16 protein-coding genes and 1 riboswitch are annotated in these 15,586 nt (G+C 52.8%); of the genes, 8 read left to right on the top strand and 8 right to left on the bottom strand.

Annotation, left to right across the window (positions count from 1 at the left end; translation table 11 throughout):
* Positions 1-13 precede the first annotated feature (13 nt).
* From LK536_RS46610 to LK536_RS46585, 6 genes are read right to left on the bottom strand one after another with little or no spacing between them, the layout of a single operon-like run.
* Positions 14-886 (bottom strand): substrate-binding domain-containing protein, encoded by an 873-nt coding sequence (locus LK536_RS46610; protein ID WP_227795691.1) that lies wholly within the window; start codon positions 884-886, stop codon positions 14-16.
* 33 nt (positions 887-919) lie between these two features.
* The gene (locus LK536_RS46605) at positions 920-1,594 is read right to left on the bottom strand and encodes an RraA family protein (RefSeq protein ID WP_008720387.1); all 675 of its coding nucleotides are present in this window, start codon (positions 1,592-1,594) and stop codon (positions 920-922) included.
* Between the two features lie 11 nt (positions 1,595-1,605).
* The gene (locus LK536_RS46600; protein ID WP_050927280.1) at positions 1,606-2,289 is read right to left on the bottom strand and encodes an RraA family protein; all 684 of its coding nucleotides are present in this window, start codon (positions 2,287-2,289) and stop codon (positions 1,606-1,608) included.
* Positions 2,290-2,311: 22 nt separating this feature from the next.
* Positions 2,312-2,980, bottom strand: coding sequence for an RraA family protein (locus tag LK536_RS46595; protein WP_040380417.1), 669 nt, complete (start codon positions 2,978-2,980; stop codon positions 2,312-2,314).
* Between the two features lie 21 nt (positions 2,981-3,001).
* Positions 3,002-3,751, bottom strand: a complete 750-nt coding sequence (locus tag LK536_RS46590; RefSeq protein WP_008720382.1) for a PIG-L deacetylase family protein — start codon at positions 3,749-3,751, stop codon at positions 3,002-3,004.
* 39 nt (positions 3,752-3,790) lie between these two features.
* Positions 3,791-4,684: a DUF6282 family protein gene (locus LK536_RS46585; RefSeq protein ID WP_008720381.1), complete on the bottom strand. Its 894-nt coding sequence runs from the start codon at positions 4,682-4,684 to the stop codon at positions 3,791-3,793.
* 216 nt (positions 4,685-4,900) lie between these two features.
* Between LK536_RS46585 and LK536_RS46580 the strand changes: the two genes are divergently transcribed.
* Positions 4,901-5,803, top strand: a complete 903-nt coding sequence (locus LK536_RS46580) for a LysR family transcriptional regulator (protein WP_227795692.1) — start codon at positions 4,901-4,903, stop codon at positions 5,801-5,803.
* A 74-nt stretch (positions 5,804-5,877) separates the two neighbouring features.
* On the opposite strand, the gene LK536_RS46575 is transcribed toward LK536_RS46580, so the two are convergent.
* Together LK536_RS46575 and LK536_RS46570 are read right to left on the bottom strand one after the other, a co-directional pair.
* Positions 5,878-7,149, bottom strand: a complete 1,272-nt coding sequence (locus LK536_RS46575) for an SLC13 family permease (protein WP_025485186.1) — start codon at positions 7,147-7,149, stop codon at positions 5,878-5,880.
* A 53-nt stretch (positions 7,150-7,202) separates the two neighbouring features.
* On the bottom strand, positions 7,203-8,354 hold the full coding sequence (locus tag LK536_RS46570) for a M29 family metallopeptidase (protein WP_008720372.1): 1,152 nt from the start codon (positions 8,352-8,354) through the stop codon (positions 7,203-7,205).
* Positions 8,355-8,619: 265 nt separating this feature from the next.
* Positions 8,620-8,729: riboswitch (TPP riboswitch) on the top strand.
* Positions 8,730-8,796: 67 nt separating this feature from the next.
* Between LK536_RS46570 and thiW the strand changes: the two genes are divergently transcribed.
* From thiW to trpC, 7 genes are all read left to right on the top strand, one after another.
* On the top strand, positions 8,797-9,342 hold the full coding sequence (gene thiW / locus LK536_RS46565) for an energy coupling factor transporter S component ThiW (RefSeq protein WP_120058391.1): 546 nt from the start codon (positions 8,797-8,799) through the stop codon (positions 9,340-9,342).
* Between the two features lie 32 nt (positions 9,343-9,374).
* On the top strand, positions 9,375-10,217 hold the full coding sequence (gene thiM, locus LK536_RS46560) for a hydroxyethylthiazole kinase (RefSeq protein ID WP_227795693.1): 843 nt from the start codon (positions 9,375-9,377) through the stop codon (positions 10,215-10,217).
* Positions 10,204-10,887, top strand: a complete 684-nt coding sequence (gene thiE, locus LK536_RS46555) for a thiamine phosphate synthase (protein WP_227795694.1) — start codon at positions 10,204-10,206, stop codon at positions 10,885-10,887. Before thiM ends, thiE begins: the two co-directional genes overlap by 14 nt.
* A gap of 518 nt (positions 10,888-11,405) precedes the next feature.
* A complete protein-coding gene (locus LK536_RS46550; protein ID WP_025485190.1) occupies positions 11,406-12,971 on the top strand; it encodes an anthranilate synthase component I family protein in 1,566 nt (521 codons plus the stop codon).
* Positions 12,968-13,549, top strand: a complete 582-nt coding sequence (locus LK536_RS46545; RefSeq protein WP_227795695.1) for an anthranilate synthase component II — start codon at positions 12,968-12,970, stop codon at positions 13,547-13,549. Before LK536_RS46550 ends, LK536_RS46545 begins: the two co-directional genes overlap by 4 nt.
* Positions 13,550-13,654: 105 nt before the next feature.
* The gene (gene trpD / locus LK536_RS46540; RefSeq protein ID WP_227795696.1) at positions 13,655-14,713 is read left to right on the top strand and encodes an anthranilate phosphoribosyltransferase; all 1,059 of its coding nucleotides are present in this window, start codon (positions 13,655-13,657) and stop codon (positions 14,711-14,713) included.
* Positions 14,710-15,531, top strand: a complete 822-nt coding sequence (trpC, locus tag LK536_RS46535) for an indole-3-glycerol phosphate synthase TrpC (RefSeq protein WP_227795697.1) — start codon at positions 14,710-14,712, stop codon at positions 15,529-15,531. Before trpD ends, trpC begins: the two co-directional genes overlap by 4 nt.
* Positions 15,532-15,586 lie beyond the last annotated feature (55 nt).

Below are 15,586 nucleotides of genomic sequence, written 5' to 3'. Positions count from 1 at the left end.
TGAGTAACTATAATCAAAGGAATGATTCATGGAAAATCTCGTTCATGGTAAAGACGCGGGAGATAAGACCCTGTTCATAAGAATATTTCATAGCCATCTCCACTGCATTCCACACGTTCTTCACGCCGCACTGCAGCGCAAACCGTCCGCTTCGTCCTTCTGCCGGATAGGCTTTTGAAAGCCCTGCAGCCAGCAGGTCATATACCTTGTGGACCGCGTCTATGTCAGCGCCCTCACGGAACACGACCATGTGGTTGATGGGAACTGCCTGATGTTTTTCAAACCATTCCGTAATGGCCCCGTCCACATCGGGAACCAGCCGCTCCAGTCCCTTTGGCGCGCCCTGCTTGGTGCCCATGATCACGGCTGCCAGTTCACCGGAGCGGACCATACCCGCCAGGTCTGCCCCCTGCGCAAGCTCTACGTTTGGCGGGCACTTATAATCAGCCGCATGGGGGGCTTCGGTGGTAACCCAGGTCACGTCCCCGGATGATACACCGAACTGTTCGGACAGCATGCCCCGGACCCATACGCCGGTTGTCTGGGTGTAGGCCCGCACGCCCACCTTTTTTCCTTTTAAGTCAGCAGGGGCCATGGCTCCCAGTGCCGGGTTGTACCAGAGGCTTCCGTGATGGAACTCCCCGCCCATGACGATGGGCAGGAGCCTGATAGGGGTTTTGCTGTCCAGCCCCTGTAAAAAGGTACCCAGCGCCATTTCGCAGATATCAAAAGGCTGGTCACGGAGCATATCGTCAAATGACTTGCTGATGGGTCTGTATTCCGTAAAATTTAATTTGATATCCGGATCTGATAAGCTGCCGTCCTTTATGGCGCTGGTATGGGGATAAGTATCAAGAACAATTGAAACTTCTTTTGCCTGAGACATAAATATTCCTCCTAGTATGTTTTTCCGGCTGGATCAGTCCATGATTTCACAGCCAAGTTCAGCCAGTGTTGCAGCGAAGCCGCTTCGGTCCCATTTGCCCTGGGCAATGGTTTCAAGGAGCTTTTTCTCGCCTTCGTTCTGTCTGGCGGCCTTTTGGGCCACCCCGGCAGCATCGTCCGGACGGATGACCACGATGCCGTCGGCATCCCCTGCCAGGATATCGCCGGGCAGGATGGCCATGCCTCCGCAGACAACCGGGGTGTTGATTTCACCAGGCCCGTTTTTCATGGGGCCGTTGGGGTTGAAGCCCAGTGCGTAGACCGGGAAATCAATGGCTGCAACAGCCTCCACATCCCGGATGCAGCCGTTGACCACAAATCCGGCAAGCCCCCGCTTTTTGGCGTGGCTGATCATGATTTCACCGCAGAGGGCGCGTTCCATGTAACCGCCGCCATCCACCACGATTACGTCCCCGGGCTGGGCCAGGTCGATGGCCCTGTTGAACATCAGGTTGTTTCCGGCAGCCACCCGGACCGTAAAGGCCGTGCCCAGAAGGGGCGTCCTGTTGTAGGGTTTAAGGCCCCGGAGGGAAAACATGCGGTTCATATTGTCATCAATATTGGGGGTGGGGATACCGCGGAACAGCTCTACAAGGCTGGGGTCCGCACGTTTTATATTGTTGTATTGGCGAAATCCGACATTTGACATAATGATCTCCTTTACTTTCCGGCCTTTTTAGCTTCCTGCAGGAAGTAATATCCTGTTTCCTCACGTGCCTTGTCAAGGCGCATCCCCTGCTTGATGAAGCCTTCGATTACTTTCTCCCTTTCGTGGATTTCCTGGGCAGCTGCCAGGACCTTTTCAGCGATTTCAAAGGGAATGCTGAGAACGCCTGTGTCGTCGCCGAAAATCAGGTCCCCGGGATTGACTGAAACGCCTGCGATGCGCACAGGAACCTGGGTTGCCTCAAGATAGGAATGCATTTTCCCGGTCCACATATGGGTTGCGCGGGCAAATGTGGGGTACTTCATCTCACGGATATCCGGGATATCCCTTATGATGCCGTCTGCAATCGTGCCGTTGACACCGTTGCGCATGGCAACGCGGCTCATTAAGTCGCCCCAGCAGGAGTAATCCAGGCGGCCGTCATTGTCAATTACAATGACATTGCCGGCAGGCACTTCGTCAAGATAGTCCATCTTGCCCTCAAATCCGCCCTGGCAGACGCCGAACAGTACGGTGAATGCCTGGCCGCAGAGCTTTGTCCCGGGAACAATGCAGTTCAGTCCGAACATGCCTGTGTTATAACCAAAACGGTTTACTGCGTCCGCTACCTCGGTGGTGTCCAGTTCCTTATATGCCTCTATGATTTCCGGTGCCAGAATTCTGTCTTTCAGTTCCATGATTTTTCTCCTTTTCACTCTTTTATCGGTTTAACATGTTTTCGTAGTTTGCTTTGGAATCCACTTCCCCAAGCCTTGCGCCTTCCTTGATGCTGCGGATCATTTCCTCTTCTTTGGCGGCAATTTCTTCAGCCTTGGCGGTTACCTCTTCAATCCGTTCCTGTGGGATGATGACTACCCCGCTTTTATCGCCTACCACAATATCCCCGAAGCGGCACAGCGCGCCTCCGCAGCAGACCGGCTCGTTGATTGCGGCTTCCATGAAACGTCCCCTGGCCGTCAGTACGGTCCTTCCCTTGCAGTACATGGGGAACTGAAGGTCCACGATCTCATCCACATCCCGGACCAGTCCATCGGATACCCAGCCCTCCAGCCCGTTCATGCAGGCTGCGGTTGCTGCGATTCCTCCGCAGGTGTTCATGTCCGGGCGGACGCTGCCTTCCACCACGATCACGCTGCCAGGCGCGGCGTTCTGGATGGTTTCCATGCCCCCGTGCTTCTGCTTGGGCAGGTGGTCCGTTGGGATGAACCGCTGCGTGATGGCAGGGCCTACGATTTTCTTACAGCTCTCATAGAGAGGGGTGATTCCGGCACAGACATTGGAAAATCCCAGCGCGTCCATGGCATCGGAAATATTGGTGGTGCCCAGTTTATAAAGTCGTTCTCTCAGTTCCTTTGTTAATTCAGCCATATATGTAACCTCCTTCATCCGTTAAAAAGTTTGGAGCTTTGAAACAGGCAGTTCCGCCACCACAAGGGAATCGCTCATGGTAAAGGACTCCGCGTATTTGATGTTCTTATCGCCGATGGTCCTGGATGCCTGCCAGCCCCTGTGTGTGCTGAGCCTTGTGTGGATATGGGGGCCTTCGGTCTGGGTTGCGATGCATTTCATGGCTTCCAGCTTCTTCTCAAAGAAATCGGTGATATCAATGTATACGGCGGGTACGTAGCCGCTGCGCTCAGGCTCGGATGCCTCGAATCCATAGATGGGGGCTGCCTTGGCGGGTTTCAGGCCGCTGCTTTCGATTCCGGCCTGTCTGGACATGATGGATGCACGGTAAACAATGTCCCTTGCAAACCCATGGTCCGGGTTTGTCAGATCTACCTTGTCATGGGTGATGATCAGGGTGGGCTGTACTTCGCGGATCTTCTCGTTCAGCTTCCGGATGATTTCAGGGCTGACTTCCAGCATGCAGTCATCGTAGTCCCACATCTCAAAATTGGTGACGCCCAGGACCTTTGCCGCGTTCATGGACTCGGTAAGGCGGATTTTCTTCACATTCTCCGCGTCCTGTCCCTCCTGTTTCCAAAGGGGACCGGACTCCCCGCGCGCCCCGTAGGTAAGGCAGACCACATATACCTGGGCGCCTCCTGCCAGATATTTGGCAATGGTGCCGCTGCTGCGCCATACCCAGTCCGCGGAATGTGCAGATACAACTAATAAACGCTGATCACTAAACATATTGTTCTTCTCCTTTATCTTTCAATATTTTTTGTTCACTTAACCCAGCAGAAGCTGTTTGGGGTTGTCATGGATGGTCTTCCTGACATCTGTTTCGGAGATACCGTTTTCCAGCATCCAGTTTGCAAAATCAAGGAGTCCTTCATCCGGGTATTTGTGTTTCTTCTGGCCCAGATCCGTACTGATGATGATGTGGTCGCAGCCCACGGATTTAATCTGGTTCAGGCACACATCCCACTCCACCTTCCCGGTGGTGCAGCTGTTGGTGCAGTGCTCCATGTAGACGCCGTATTTCCTTACGAATTCAATCTGCTCTTCGATTTCCCAGAAGCAAAGCTGGGAATCCACATGTGTGCATACAATCCGTTCGACCTTGCGTTCCTTTGCAACCTTAATCAGTTCCTTTGCCTCGCGTACGGATATGTGTCCGGTTGCCAGGACCATGTCGTATCTTGCAATCACGTCCAGGACCTCAATGGCCTCCGGCACCAGCCTGCCGTCATCATCCAGCAGCCGCACCGGCTGTAAGGTCATCCCGTCGGCCTGGATGGAGAGAAGGACGTCCAGCCAGAAGGGGCGGCGTCCGCCTTCCTCGATATGTTCTGTCTTCTTGATGGCTGCAACCGTGTCAACGGTTGGGAACCAGACCACTTTGGCGCCGTCCCTGGCAGCCGCGTCCACCGCGTAAGGGTTCAGCCCTCCCACTGAGTTGTTAAGGACAATGCTGCCAAAGGTCTGGCACTCAGGTACCCTTTTATTAGCAACCTTTGCCCAGGAGGAGCTGGGGAAATAATGGCTCTTAATGACGTATCCGGCCATACCGGCCTCTTTCACACGTTCCGCCTCTTCCAGGAAGTCCAGTTTCCGGTCCATGATGTCAGGGCCTGTGTGGATGTGCATGTCATATGCACCAGTAATGATAGTATCGCTCATGGTTCACACTTCTCCTTTTCTGCTTTGTTTTATCCTGATTCAATTATAAAATGCCGTGTGTGCAAAAGTAAAATATAGATAATCTCATATATCTTTAAAAAAAACTATGGTTCCGGTTGTTCATTTTGACGTAAACCGGGTTCTGTAATTTGATTGTCCATGCTATAATAAAGGCAGTTGACATTTTTTATTGCAGCCACCACGGAGGGGGATATCATGACCATTACACAAATGCAGTATTTTGTCGCCGTATGTGAATACGGGACCATCTCGAAATCCGCTGAAATGCTCCACATCTCTCAGCCGTCCATTTCCCTGGCAATCAAGGATCTGGAAGAGCAGCTGGGTGTTACACTGTTTGACCGTGAGAATAAGCGCTTCCAGCTTTCACAGGAAGGGAAATATATGTATGAGGTCACAAAGGACATCCTGACCCAGATCAACGCCCTCGAGGTCCAGATGAAGGACCTGGGAAAACACCGGAACCAGCTGTGCATTTCAGTCCCGATCCTTACCGGGATGTTCATGCTCAACCTTTTCATGAATGATTTCCGCAAGGAACATCCGGACATTTACTATATAATCAGACAGTATAATTCCCCCAAGGCCTTCAAATCACTTGATGACGGCTCCTGCGATGTGGCAATCATCGTCGATGAGGGGAAGCTTCCGGGGAATCTGGAAAAAAGGCCTGTTTTCAGTTCGGAATTCGTGTTCTGTGTCAACCCTGACAATCCCCTGGCAAGGGAAAAGGCGATTAATATCGTGGACCTGAAAAACGCCCCCATCATATTGAGCCAGGAGAACTCCTACATGGCCAAGATACTGAAGACGGCGTTTTATAATGCAAATTCGGTTCCCAACATATTGATGTACGGCGTGGAACTGTCTCTGATCCGGAACCTGGTTTCCTCCGGGCAGGCCGGAACCTTCCTCATCAAGGAACTGGCTGATACATGGCCGGAGGTGGTGACGGTCCCCTTGACGGAGAAGATACCCATCACCTTTTCACTGGTATGGCGCAAGGATAAGTTCCAGAATAAGAAAACCCACACATTGATAGAACACATCCTCCTGAAGTCCGGCCACGGTCCAGGAGAACGGCAGGCAGGCGTTTAGCAGCTGCCATATAAGAACCGGCCGGAAGCGCAATGACAGCGCTTCCGGCCGGTTTTTTCTGTGTGTATTATCGGTTAAAACAGTCTTACTATGAATACCCAGATAAGGCCGCTTAAGACGGTTGACACGAATGCAAGCAGCATCATTTTACCAAACTGTTTCTGCTGCTCCTTGGGACCTGGATTCACAACAGATGTCCAGCATGCGAATACATTGGCGCCAGCCAGTGACATAGGACAGGACATTCCGATATAGGCGCCGCTGCCGATGGCTGCCAGGCAGCGGAACATATCCTGCCTTGTGCCCCCAAGGCTCTGTATGGTTTCTTCCACGGTTGCAAAAAGAATGGGAATCGGAACCGACATGGCGTGTGTAAACATGGACAGCACGCCGGATACGGCGCTGTAAACCCCGGATACGATGGGGAGGTTTGCAACATATCCGATAAAGTTGGAGAGGATTGTTATACCGCCAAGAGCCTGGACAACGGACGCCAGGATGCCGGTGCCGGCAACCATGATGACAGTTCCCCATTTGGTTTTATCAAGCACATCTTTCTGCTCCACACAGCCCGCTGCAATCATGATTACGGAGAAGATGATTGCCACGAATCCTATATGCCACTGGGTGAAGGCGTAAAAGAGGATGAATGCAAACATACAGATCATGCAGATCCACTGCTTCTTGTTAAAGGCAGGGATATCCTTAAGCGCTTCCACTTCCGACACATACTTCTTATCCTTTTTGAACCCGCGGAACACAAAATAGTAAATAATTCCCAGTATGGTACAGACCAGGATATGGTCCCAGAAAAAGATTTTGGAAAGAACCCCTGTCTCGATAAAGCCTTCGCCCTCCGCAATTGCAATCTGTCCCGCCAGGTTGCCGCCAAGCGGGGTCATCCTGCCTGCAAGACCGCCGAACATGGTCAGGATCATGGAACATTCCACATTGGCACCGATGTATCCCGCGATTTCAATGGTAATCAGCGGCACCACGGTCAGGGCCAGGATGGTGGTTGGTCCTAAAAGTGCAAACAGCATGGTAAACACAAAACATATCAGCGGCCAGACCTCTGCCTTAACAGGCAGTTTCGTAATCAGCTTTTTGGCAAACAGGGCCAGTGTCCCGGACTGTGTCATACACTGCCCGAAGAAATAAATACCAATCAGGGTCCAGAAAACGTTCAGATTGATACCGCCATACATGACGGAATCCTTGATTCCGCCGAACCGTGCCAGGACAATGGCCACTGCAAGCGCTAAAAGACCTACATTCAGCCTGGTTATATAGGCAACGATTATTACCAGAACTAATACAATTAATGAAATTGCTGAAAAGTCCATATTGTAACCCCCTAATCATCATCAACTTGTGTCAATATAAATTCATCACCGGTTTATCGTTTCGGAATGCCTGGCAGGCCCGGATACTTTTCGGCAACCTTCTGTACTTCCGGATCTTCCAGACAGCAGAGCCATCCATTGTCATATACAAGGGTATCACCTACCGTCAGTGTTGCATGGCGGATGTCTCCGGTAATATGTGTGTAATAGCCATAATTTTCATTTGCCCCGGCAGAGCCGATATGTACATGGAGGTTCGATGTATGTGAGTGCTCAATCAGCCTTCTGTGAAGCGGATTGGGGCATTCATTCTCAGTAACCGCCGCATTGGGATGGACGCCGAAATGGAATGTATCGAACTTCCAGATGCCATCGCCCACCTTTCCTTCCATGTCCTTTAAGAATCTCTGGAGCGCGTCTGCCTCGGAACCGCCGGAAATCTTTACGATGCGGCCGTCCTTGATATCCAGGCGGATTAAGTCCTCCCACTGCGGCCTGATCCCGATGTAGCGGGACCACCAGCTGAGCATGCGGTCGAAGTAATAAACGCCGTTGATATCCTGGCAGTTCACAGGCGGATGTACCCATTCCGGCCAGAACGACACATGCCGGACCTGTTTGCGGTAGGAGTCATAAGGCAGCCCCGGGATACCGGGACGCTTCACCGGATCAAGTGTATAGCCTTCCAGATGGGTGCCGTTTGGATCGGTCAGCACAAACCTGGACATATGGTTCATGAACGGCTTTGAGCTGATATGGCGGATGGCCGTGACCAGTTCATAAGGCGTCTGTGCCCATCTGCTCATCAGCAGGGGTGCTGTGGTTGGGAATATGCGCACCATCCATGTCTGGGCATCCTCAAAATGTCTGCGGAAATTCCCAAGCTCTGTGGTAGTGATGTCAAATGAAGTACAGAGCACAAGGTCTGCTTCCTCAACAACTCCTCTTAAAATCGGGGGATAGCGCCAGTGATGCGGTTCCTGTGGATCGTCCAGCCAAAGGATGGAACAATGGGCGCCCCGCGACTGTACCACGGATGACATCCATGAAACGGCTTCCTCATCCACCAGATTATCACCGCCGTACAGCCCGTCTTTATGGGCTACAATTACAACCTCCATTCCAGGTTTGACCTCAGCAACGTTGTCTACAAGATCAATCAGCGAATTCATCGCTGCCTGTGGGATACCTACCTGTATTGACATTCAATTTCTCCTTTCATTTGCCTTTTCATGCATTTCCGGATATGCATAAAAATTGTTTGGTTTATTCCATGCTTAAGCAGAATACCTAAAATTGTTAAACTTTTTCTTCTCTTCTTGTATAAGAATACCATATGAGATGTCAACTATGGAATAAAAGATTATTTATCTTAACTTTAATAAAATTAAAGATGCCGGATTTCTCGGCTAGATTTCCCAACTGGATTTCCCACGGCCGGATTGACAAAACAGATGGCCGGTGCTATGCTAAGTAACAGCAGGGAGCTTGTGATGCAGGCTGAGAGGAAGTAATCGAACTTCGACCTATCGTACCTGATTTGGGTAATGCCAACGTAGGGAAATATGAAGCGCTTCATTGTGTATATCAAGGTTCATATCCCGCGGGGGTATGGACTTTTTTTAATTCATATGGAGGGAAATGGATATGAAGATGAACATTAAGAAACTGGCTGTAAGCGCAATGCTGGTGGCGGTGGCGGTGTCGCTGTCCGGCTTTTCCATCCCCATCGGGGCGTCCAGGTGCTTTCCCATGCAGCACCTGGCCAATGTGGTGGCCGGCGTGTTCCTGGGGCCATGGTACGGGGTGGCAATGGCTTTTTGCACCTCCCTTATCCGCAACCTGATGGGAACCGGAAGCCTTCTGGCATTCCCTGGAAGCATGATAGGGGCGCTGGTGTGCGGGATGCTGTACCGTCATACGGGTAAGCTGGCCCTGGCGTATGGGGGCGAGGTTTTCGGCACGGGAATCCTGGGCGGTATCCTGTGCTATCCGGTTGCCACCCTGGTGATGGGCAAGGAGGCTGCCATCTTTGCCTACGTGATGCCGTTCCTTATGAGTACGCTGTGCGGAACCGTGATTGCCGCGTTCTTCATCGGCGTGCTGTGTAAGTCAGGGGCGTTTAAGTATATGAAGCATATGCTGGATGCCGATGTGCAGCCGTCCGTGGCAGTGAAGGAACAGGGGAGGTAGGGCTGCAGGTACAGCCCGGAAGGAACTGACAGATGAGACAGATAGAATGGATAAAAAAAATAAGGGATACCTCACCCCGTGTCCACTGCATCACCAATTATGTGACGGCTGGGGACGTGGCCAATATGGTGCTGGCCATTGGCGGTTCCCCCATCATGGCCCAGGGGATTAAGGAGGTGGAGGACGTCACGTCCATCTGCCAAAGCCTTGTGCTGAACATGGGAACCCTTGAGGAGGAACGGGTTGAGGCCATGATCCTGGCCGGGAAAAAGGCGGCTGGCCTTGGACATCCGGTTATCCTTGACCCGGTGGGAGTGACTGCGTCAGCCTTTCGGAGGGTGTCGGCCCTTAGGATCCTTAAGGCCGTCAGGCCATCGGTGATACGGGGAAATGTTTCTGAAATCCATATGCTGGAACAGGCGCTTATGGGGATGGAGACAGGGAACCTGTGCGGGGTGGATTCCGTGCCAGGCGATTGGACGGACCAGCCCGAAAAAGCCGCCGTATCCCTTGGAAACCGTACGGGCGCTGTTGTGGTGATGACAGGGACAACGGATGTTGTGGCCGGACATGGCAGGGTCATGAAGATAAGGAACGGGCATCCCTTTATGGGGCGCATTACGGGCAGCGGGTGTATGCTGGATGGGATTATCGGAGCTTTCTGCGCAGTGGGCGCGCCTGTGACGGAAGCCGATGCCATGACGGAAGCCGCCGCCATGGCAGTATGCGCCCATGGCCTGTGCGGGGAGCTGGCTGCCGGAAAGGCCGTCAGGACAGGAGGCGGAACAGGCAGCTTTAGGATGTACCTGACGGACTATATGAGCATTCTGGATGACGGGATGCTGGAAAGAGGGAAAAAAATTGAGATTTCATAGGAATCAGCTTTTAATCTATGCGGTGACGGACAGGGCGTGGACAAAGGGCAGGAGTCTGTCTGCGCAGGTGGAGGAAACCCTGAAAGGAGGCGCCACCATGGTCCAGTTCAGGGAAAAGAACCTGGGACAGGGAAATTATGACCGGATGCTGGCCGAGGCATTGGAACTCAGGAAATTGACAGAGCGTTACCAGGTCCCGCTGATTATCGATGATGACATAGAGCTGGCCCTGGCCTGCGGCGCGGACGGGCTTCATGTGGGGCAGGATGATATGGATGCGGGCCTGGCCAGGAAGCTGCTGGGGCCTGACCGGATACTGGGGGTGACGGCCAAGACCGTGGAGCAGGCAAAAAGGGCCTGTGTCCAGGGCGCGGATTATCTGGGCAGCGGTGCTGTTTTCGGCACCACCACCAAAGCCGATGCCAGGCCCATGACCATGGAGACCCTGCGGTCCATATGTGATTGTTCGGACGTGCCCGTGGTTGCAATCGGAGGCATCAACCTGGGGAATATCGGGCTTCTGGAAGGCAGCCACGTGGCCGGGGCAGCCATTGTTTCCGGCATTTTCGCGGCACAGGACATATGCCTGGCTACTGCCCGGCTAAAAGAAGCCATGATAAAAATCCGTGATAAAAATTCAAGTTATTTCCAAAAAACAGTTGACATTTAAATATCATGTGATTATAATAAGCTCAACATTCAACAAAACATAAGAAACTGTTGAGCAGGAGTAAGTAAGATTGTAATGCCAGGCACAGAGAGCTTCCGGCCGGTGTAAGGGAGCGTTGGATTAGAGTCTGAATGGACCTGCGAGGGCAGCTGGAAACCAGCAGTGTTAAGCTGATGGGAGTATGGGCTGACGGGTATCCCACCGTTACCAGGGAGGACGCATGATGGTGCGTTACAGAGCGGGCGTATTATAATTCTTGTTCGATGACACAGCATCAGGTTATTTTTGACTTGATGCTTTTTTATATCCATGGGGTGGACTCCATGGAACAGGAATACGCCAACCAGGGTGGTACCGCAGAAGTTTTCAGAAGCTTTTGTCCCTGCTGACATTTGGTCAGCTTAGGGATGGAGGCTTCTTTTTTTGCAGATGATCAACATCCGGACCGCCCGGAGTATGTAAGCCGGATGACACTGGCCCTGCAGCCGCACCCACAACCAGAAAGGAGACATTCCCATATGATTATCCCAACCTGTGAAGAAATACTGAATCTTTCCCCCAAATACGATATCATCCCCATCTGCCGCGAGGTGTACGCGGATATCGTCACCCCCATCACGTTGCTTCGCCGCATTGCTGGCAGAAGCAGCCGCTTCTATCTTCTGGAGAGCATTGAGGGCGGGGAAAAATGGGCGCGCTACTCCTTCCTGGGGTATGACCCTGTCATGCGGGTGACCTGCAAAAACAGCCTGGTAACCATTGAAAGCAGCATGGAAGAGATACCGTCCCAGACTATCCCCACCAGCCAGCCCCTTCAGGTCATAAGGGAAATCCTGAACCGTTACCAGTCCCCGAGGCTTGACGGGGAACCTCCTTTCACAGGCGGGTTCGTGGGGTATTTTGCATATGCCATGATTGGATATGCAGAACCCACCCTCCATATCTCCAGGGGGGAAGCCAATGATTACGACCTGATGCTGTTTGACAAGGTGATTGCCTACGACCACCTGAAGCAGAAAATCGGGATTGTGGTTAACATGAGGACCGGAAGGAACATTGAGGAAAATCCGGGCGCCAAGGGGCTTGTGGCCTTTAATCCTCCTTCCCCGGATTCCCGCCCAAAGGAAACCCAGTACCTGGAATACCTGATGAAGGAGTATGGAAGGGCGTGCGGGGAGATTGAGGCCATCGCATCCCTGATCAATGAGACGGCCCCGCTGAAAAAGCTTACATCCGTATCCAAACCCGTTTTTACCTGCAATGTATCCAGGGAAGCCTATTGTGATACAGTGGAGAAAACAAAGGAATACATCCTGGACGGCGACATTTTCCAGGCAGTCATCTCCAGACAGTTCTCCAGTCCCTACAGCGGCAGCCTGTTAAACGCCTACCGGGTCCTGCGCACCACCAACCCGTCGCCCTACATGGTGTACATGAACATAGATGACGATGAAATCATAAGCACGTCCCCGGAAACGCTGATCCGCCTGAAGGACGGCCGTCTGACCACGTTCCCGGTGGCCGGCTCAAGGCCCAGGGGAGCCACGGATGAGGAGGACAGGAGACTGGAAAAGGAGCTGCTGGCAGATGAAAAGGAACTGTCGGAACATAACATGCTGGTGGACCTGGGGCGGAACGATATCGGACGGATTGCATCCTTTGACTCCGTGGAAGTGACCGAGTACAAGATGATACACCGCTACTCGAAAATCATGCACATCTGCTCCCAGGTGGAGGGAGATATAAGACCTGGATACGACGGCTGTTCCGCCATTGAGGCGCTGCTGCCAGCCGGAACCCTGTCAGGAGCGCCCAAGATCAGGGCCTGCGAGATCATCGAGGAACTGGAGCAGGTCCCCAGGGGAATATACGGAGGAGCGCTTGGCTATCTGGATTTTACTGGAAATATGGATACATGCATCGCCATCCGCATGGCGGTCAAACAGAACGGGACAGTCACGGTCCAGTCCGGAGGAGGAATCGTGGCGGACAGCGTACCTGAATTGGAATATGAGGAATCCGCAAATAAGGCAATGGCCGTGATAAACGCCATCAAGAACGCAGGGGAGGTAGATGATAAATGATACTTCTGATTGATAATTACGACAGCTTTTCCTACAACCTGGTGCAGATGATTGGAAGCATCGACCCGGACATCCGGGTGGTCAGGAACGACAGGATTACCATAGATGACATTAAGGGAATGTCCCCCAGCCATCTGGTCCTGTCCCCGGGACCGGGGTATCCCAAGGATGCAGGCATCCTGGAACAGGCGGTGAGGGAACTGAAGGGCAGGATGCCTATCCTGGGCGTATGCCTTGGACATCAGGGAATCTGTGAAGCATTCGGAGGGACCATCTCACACGCAAGGAAGCTGATGCACGGAAAGCAGAGCAGCATTGAGGTGAACAACCAGTCACCACTGTTTAAGGGGCTGGCGCCCAGGATACAGGCCGCCAGATACCACTCCCTGGCGGCTGAGGAAGGAAACCTGCCCGGGGAGCTTGAAATCATTGCAAAGGATTCGGAGGAAGGGGAAGTGATGGCCGTGCAGCACAGGGAATATCCGGTTTACGGACTTCAGTTCCATCCGGAATCCATCCTGACGCCGGATGGGAAACAGATACTGGGGAATTTCCTTTCACTTGCTTGTACGGCGTGATTTCCAGCATGATATTACAGCTTGTTTTTCCAGCGTGAATATGCAGCTATACAGTGGGCATATGTGACCTATCAACCGCAGTTTTATTTGAAAAGGAGAATGATTATGATTCAGAAGGCAATCCATCAGTTAGTAGAAAGGGCAGACCTGGATTTTGATATGACAAAGGCAGTAATGGATGAGATTATGAGCGGGGAGGCAACCCAGGCGCAGATATCTTCCTTCCTGACAGCGCTCAGGATGAAGGGGGAGACCATTGATGAGATTACGGCCTGCGCAACGGTCATGAGGGATAAGGCGGTGAAGCTGGCCCCGCCGTTCCCGGTCATGGATATTGTGGGCACGGGAGGGGATGAAGTGGGAACCTTCAACATTTCCACCACAAGCGCATTCGTGGCGGCGGCCGGAGGCATCCATGTGGCAAAGCACGGAAACCGCAGCGTATCCAGTAAGAGCGGGGCCGCGGATGTGCTGGAGTGCCTGGGCGCCCAGCTTGCCCTGACAGCGGACCAGGCGGAGGCGGTGCTGGAACAGACAGGGATGTGTTTCCTGTTTGCCCCGGCCTACCACTCCTCCATGAAATACGCTGCGCCGGTGAGGAAGGAAATAGGAATCAGAAGCATTTTCAATATATTAGGTCCCTTATCCAATCCGGCGGGGGCGTCCATGCAGCTTCTGGGCGTCTACAGCAGGGAACTGGTGGAGCCTCTGGCCCAGGTGCTGGCTAACCTGGGAGTGATACGGGGCATGGTGGTATGCGGCGGCGATGGCCTGGACGAGGCAACCTTAACAGGACCCACCCATGTGTGTGAGATACGGTTCGGACAGCTGTCCTCCTATGACATCACGCCGGAGGAACTGGGCCTTACATCCTGTAAGCTGGAGGAACTTATCGGAGGCACGCCCCAGGAAAATGCAGCTATCACAAAGGATATCCTCTCCGGCAGGCTGACCGGGCCAAAGCGGGACGTGGTGGTGCTCAACGCAGCCATCAGCCTGTATCTTGGCATTGACGGCTGCACGGTTAAGGACTGTGTAAAGAAGGCCCAGGACATCATTGATTCAGGAGCAGCCATTGGGAAGATGGAGGAGTTCATCAAGGCTGCCAGCCAGGCGGCGGGAAACGGGATGGACGGAGCAGGAAAGAAGGAGAAGGCGTCATGATACTGGACACGATTGCAGCGGCCGCCCGCAGGCGGGTGGAGAAGAGGAAGCAGATAAAACCGCTGGCGCTGGTAATGGAGCAGGCATTGGCCTGTGCTGAAGGCCTTAAGAACAAAGGGGTCGGAAATGGGGAAACCAAAAGCCGTACGGCCTTTGAACAGGCGCTGTCCGGCCCGGGGATATCATTTATCTGCGAGGTAAAAAAGGCTTCCCCGTCAAAGGGGCTGATTGCACCGGATTTTCCTTATGTGGATATTGCGAAAGACTATGAGGATGCTGGCGCAGACGCCATTTCCGTGCTCACCGAACCGGAATTTTTCCTGGGAAATGACAGGTATCTGGAGGAAATACACCAGGCGGTACGGCTTCCTCTCCTGAGAAAGGATTTTACGGTTGACCCCTACCAGATATACGAGGCCAGGCTGCTGGGGGCATCGGCAGTGCTTCTTATCTGTTCCCTTCTGGGCAAAGAACAACTGACGCAGTATCTGCGTATCAGCAGGGAACTGGGGCTTTCCGCCCTTGTGGAAGCCCACTCAGAGGAGGAGGTTTCCATGGCGGCGGATGCCGGGGCCGGTATGATTGGGATTAACAACAGGAACCTAAAGACATTTGAGGTGGACTTTTCCAATGCGTTAAGGCTCAGGAGACTGGTGGGGCCTGACACCATATTCGTGGCTGAGAGCGGCATCAGGACGGCGCAGGATATAGAGGCGCTGGCAGAGGCAAAGGTGGATGCGGTTTTGATTGGCGAGACGCTGATGAGGGCGCAGGATAGGAAAATGGCTTTGGCGGAGTTGAAAAGCGGATGTAGTTAAAACACGGAAATACATAAAACGCGGAGACGGTTAAACCGGGAAAAGTAAGTAAATA

The sequence above is a fragment of the Clostridium pacaense genome (assembly GCF_020709765.2).
In the GTDB taxonomy this organism is placed as follows: Bacteria; Bacillota; Clostridia; order Lachnospirales; family Lachnospiraceae; genus Enterocloster; species Enterocloster hominis.
Note: the sequence above shows the minus strand (reverse complement) of the source record. Positions and strands in the feature narration are given on the sequence as shown.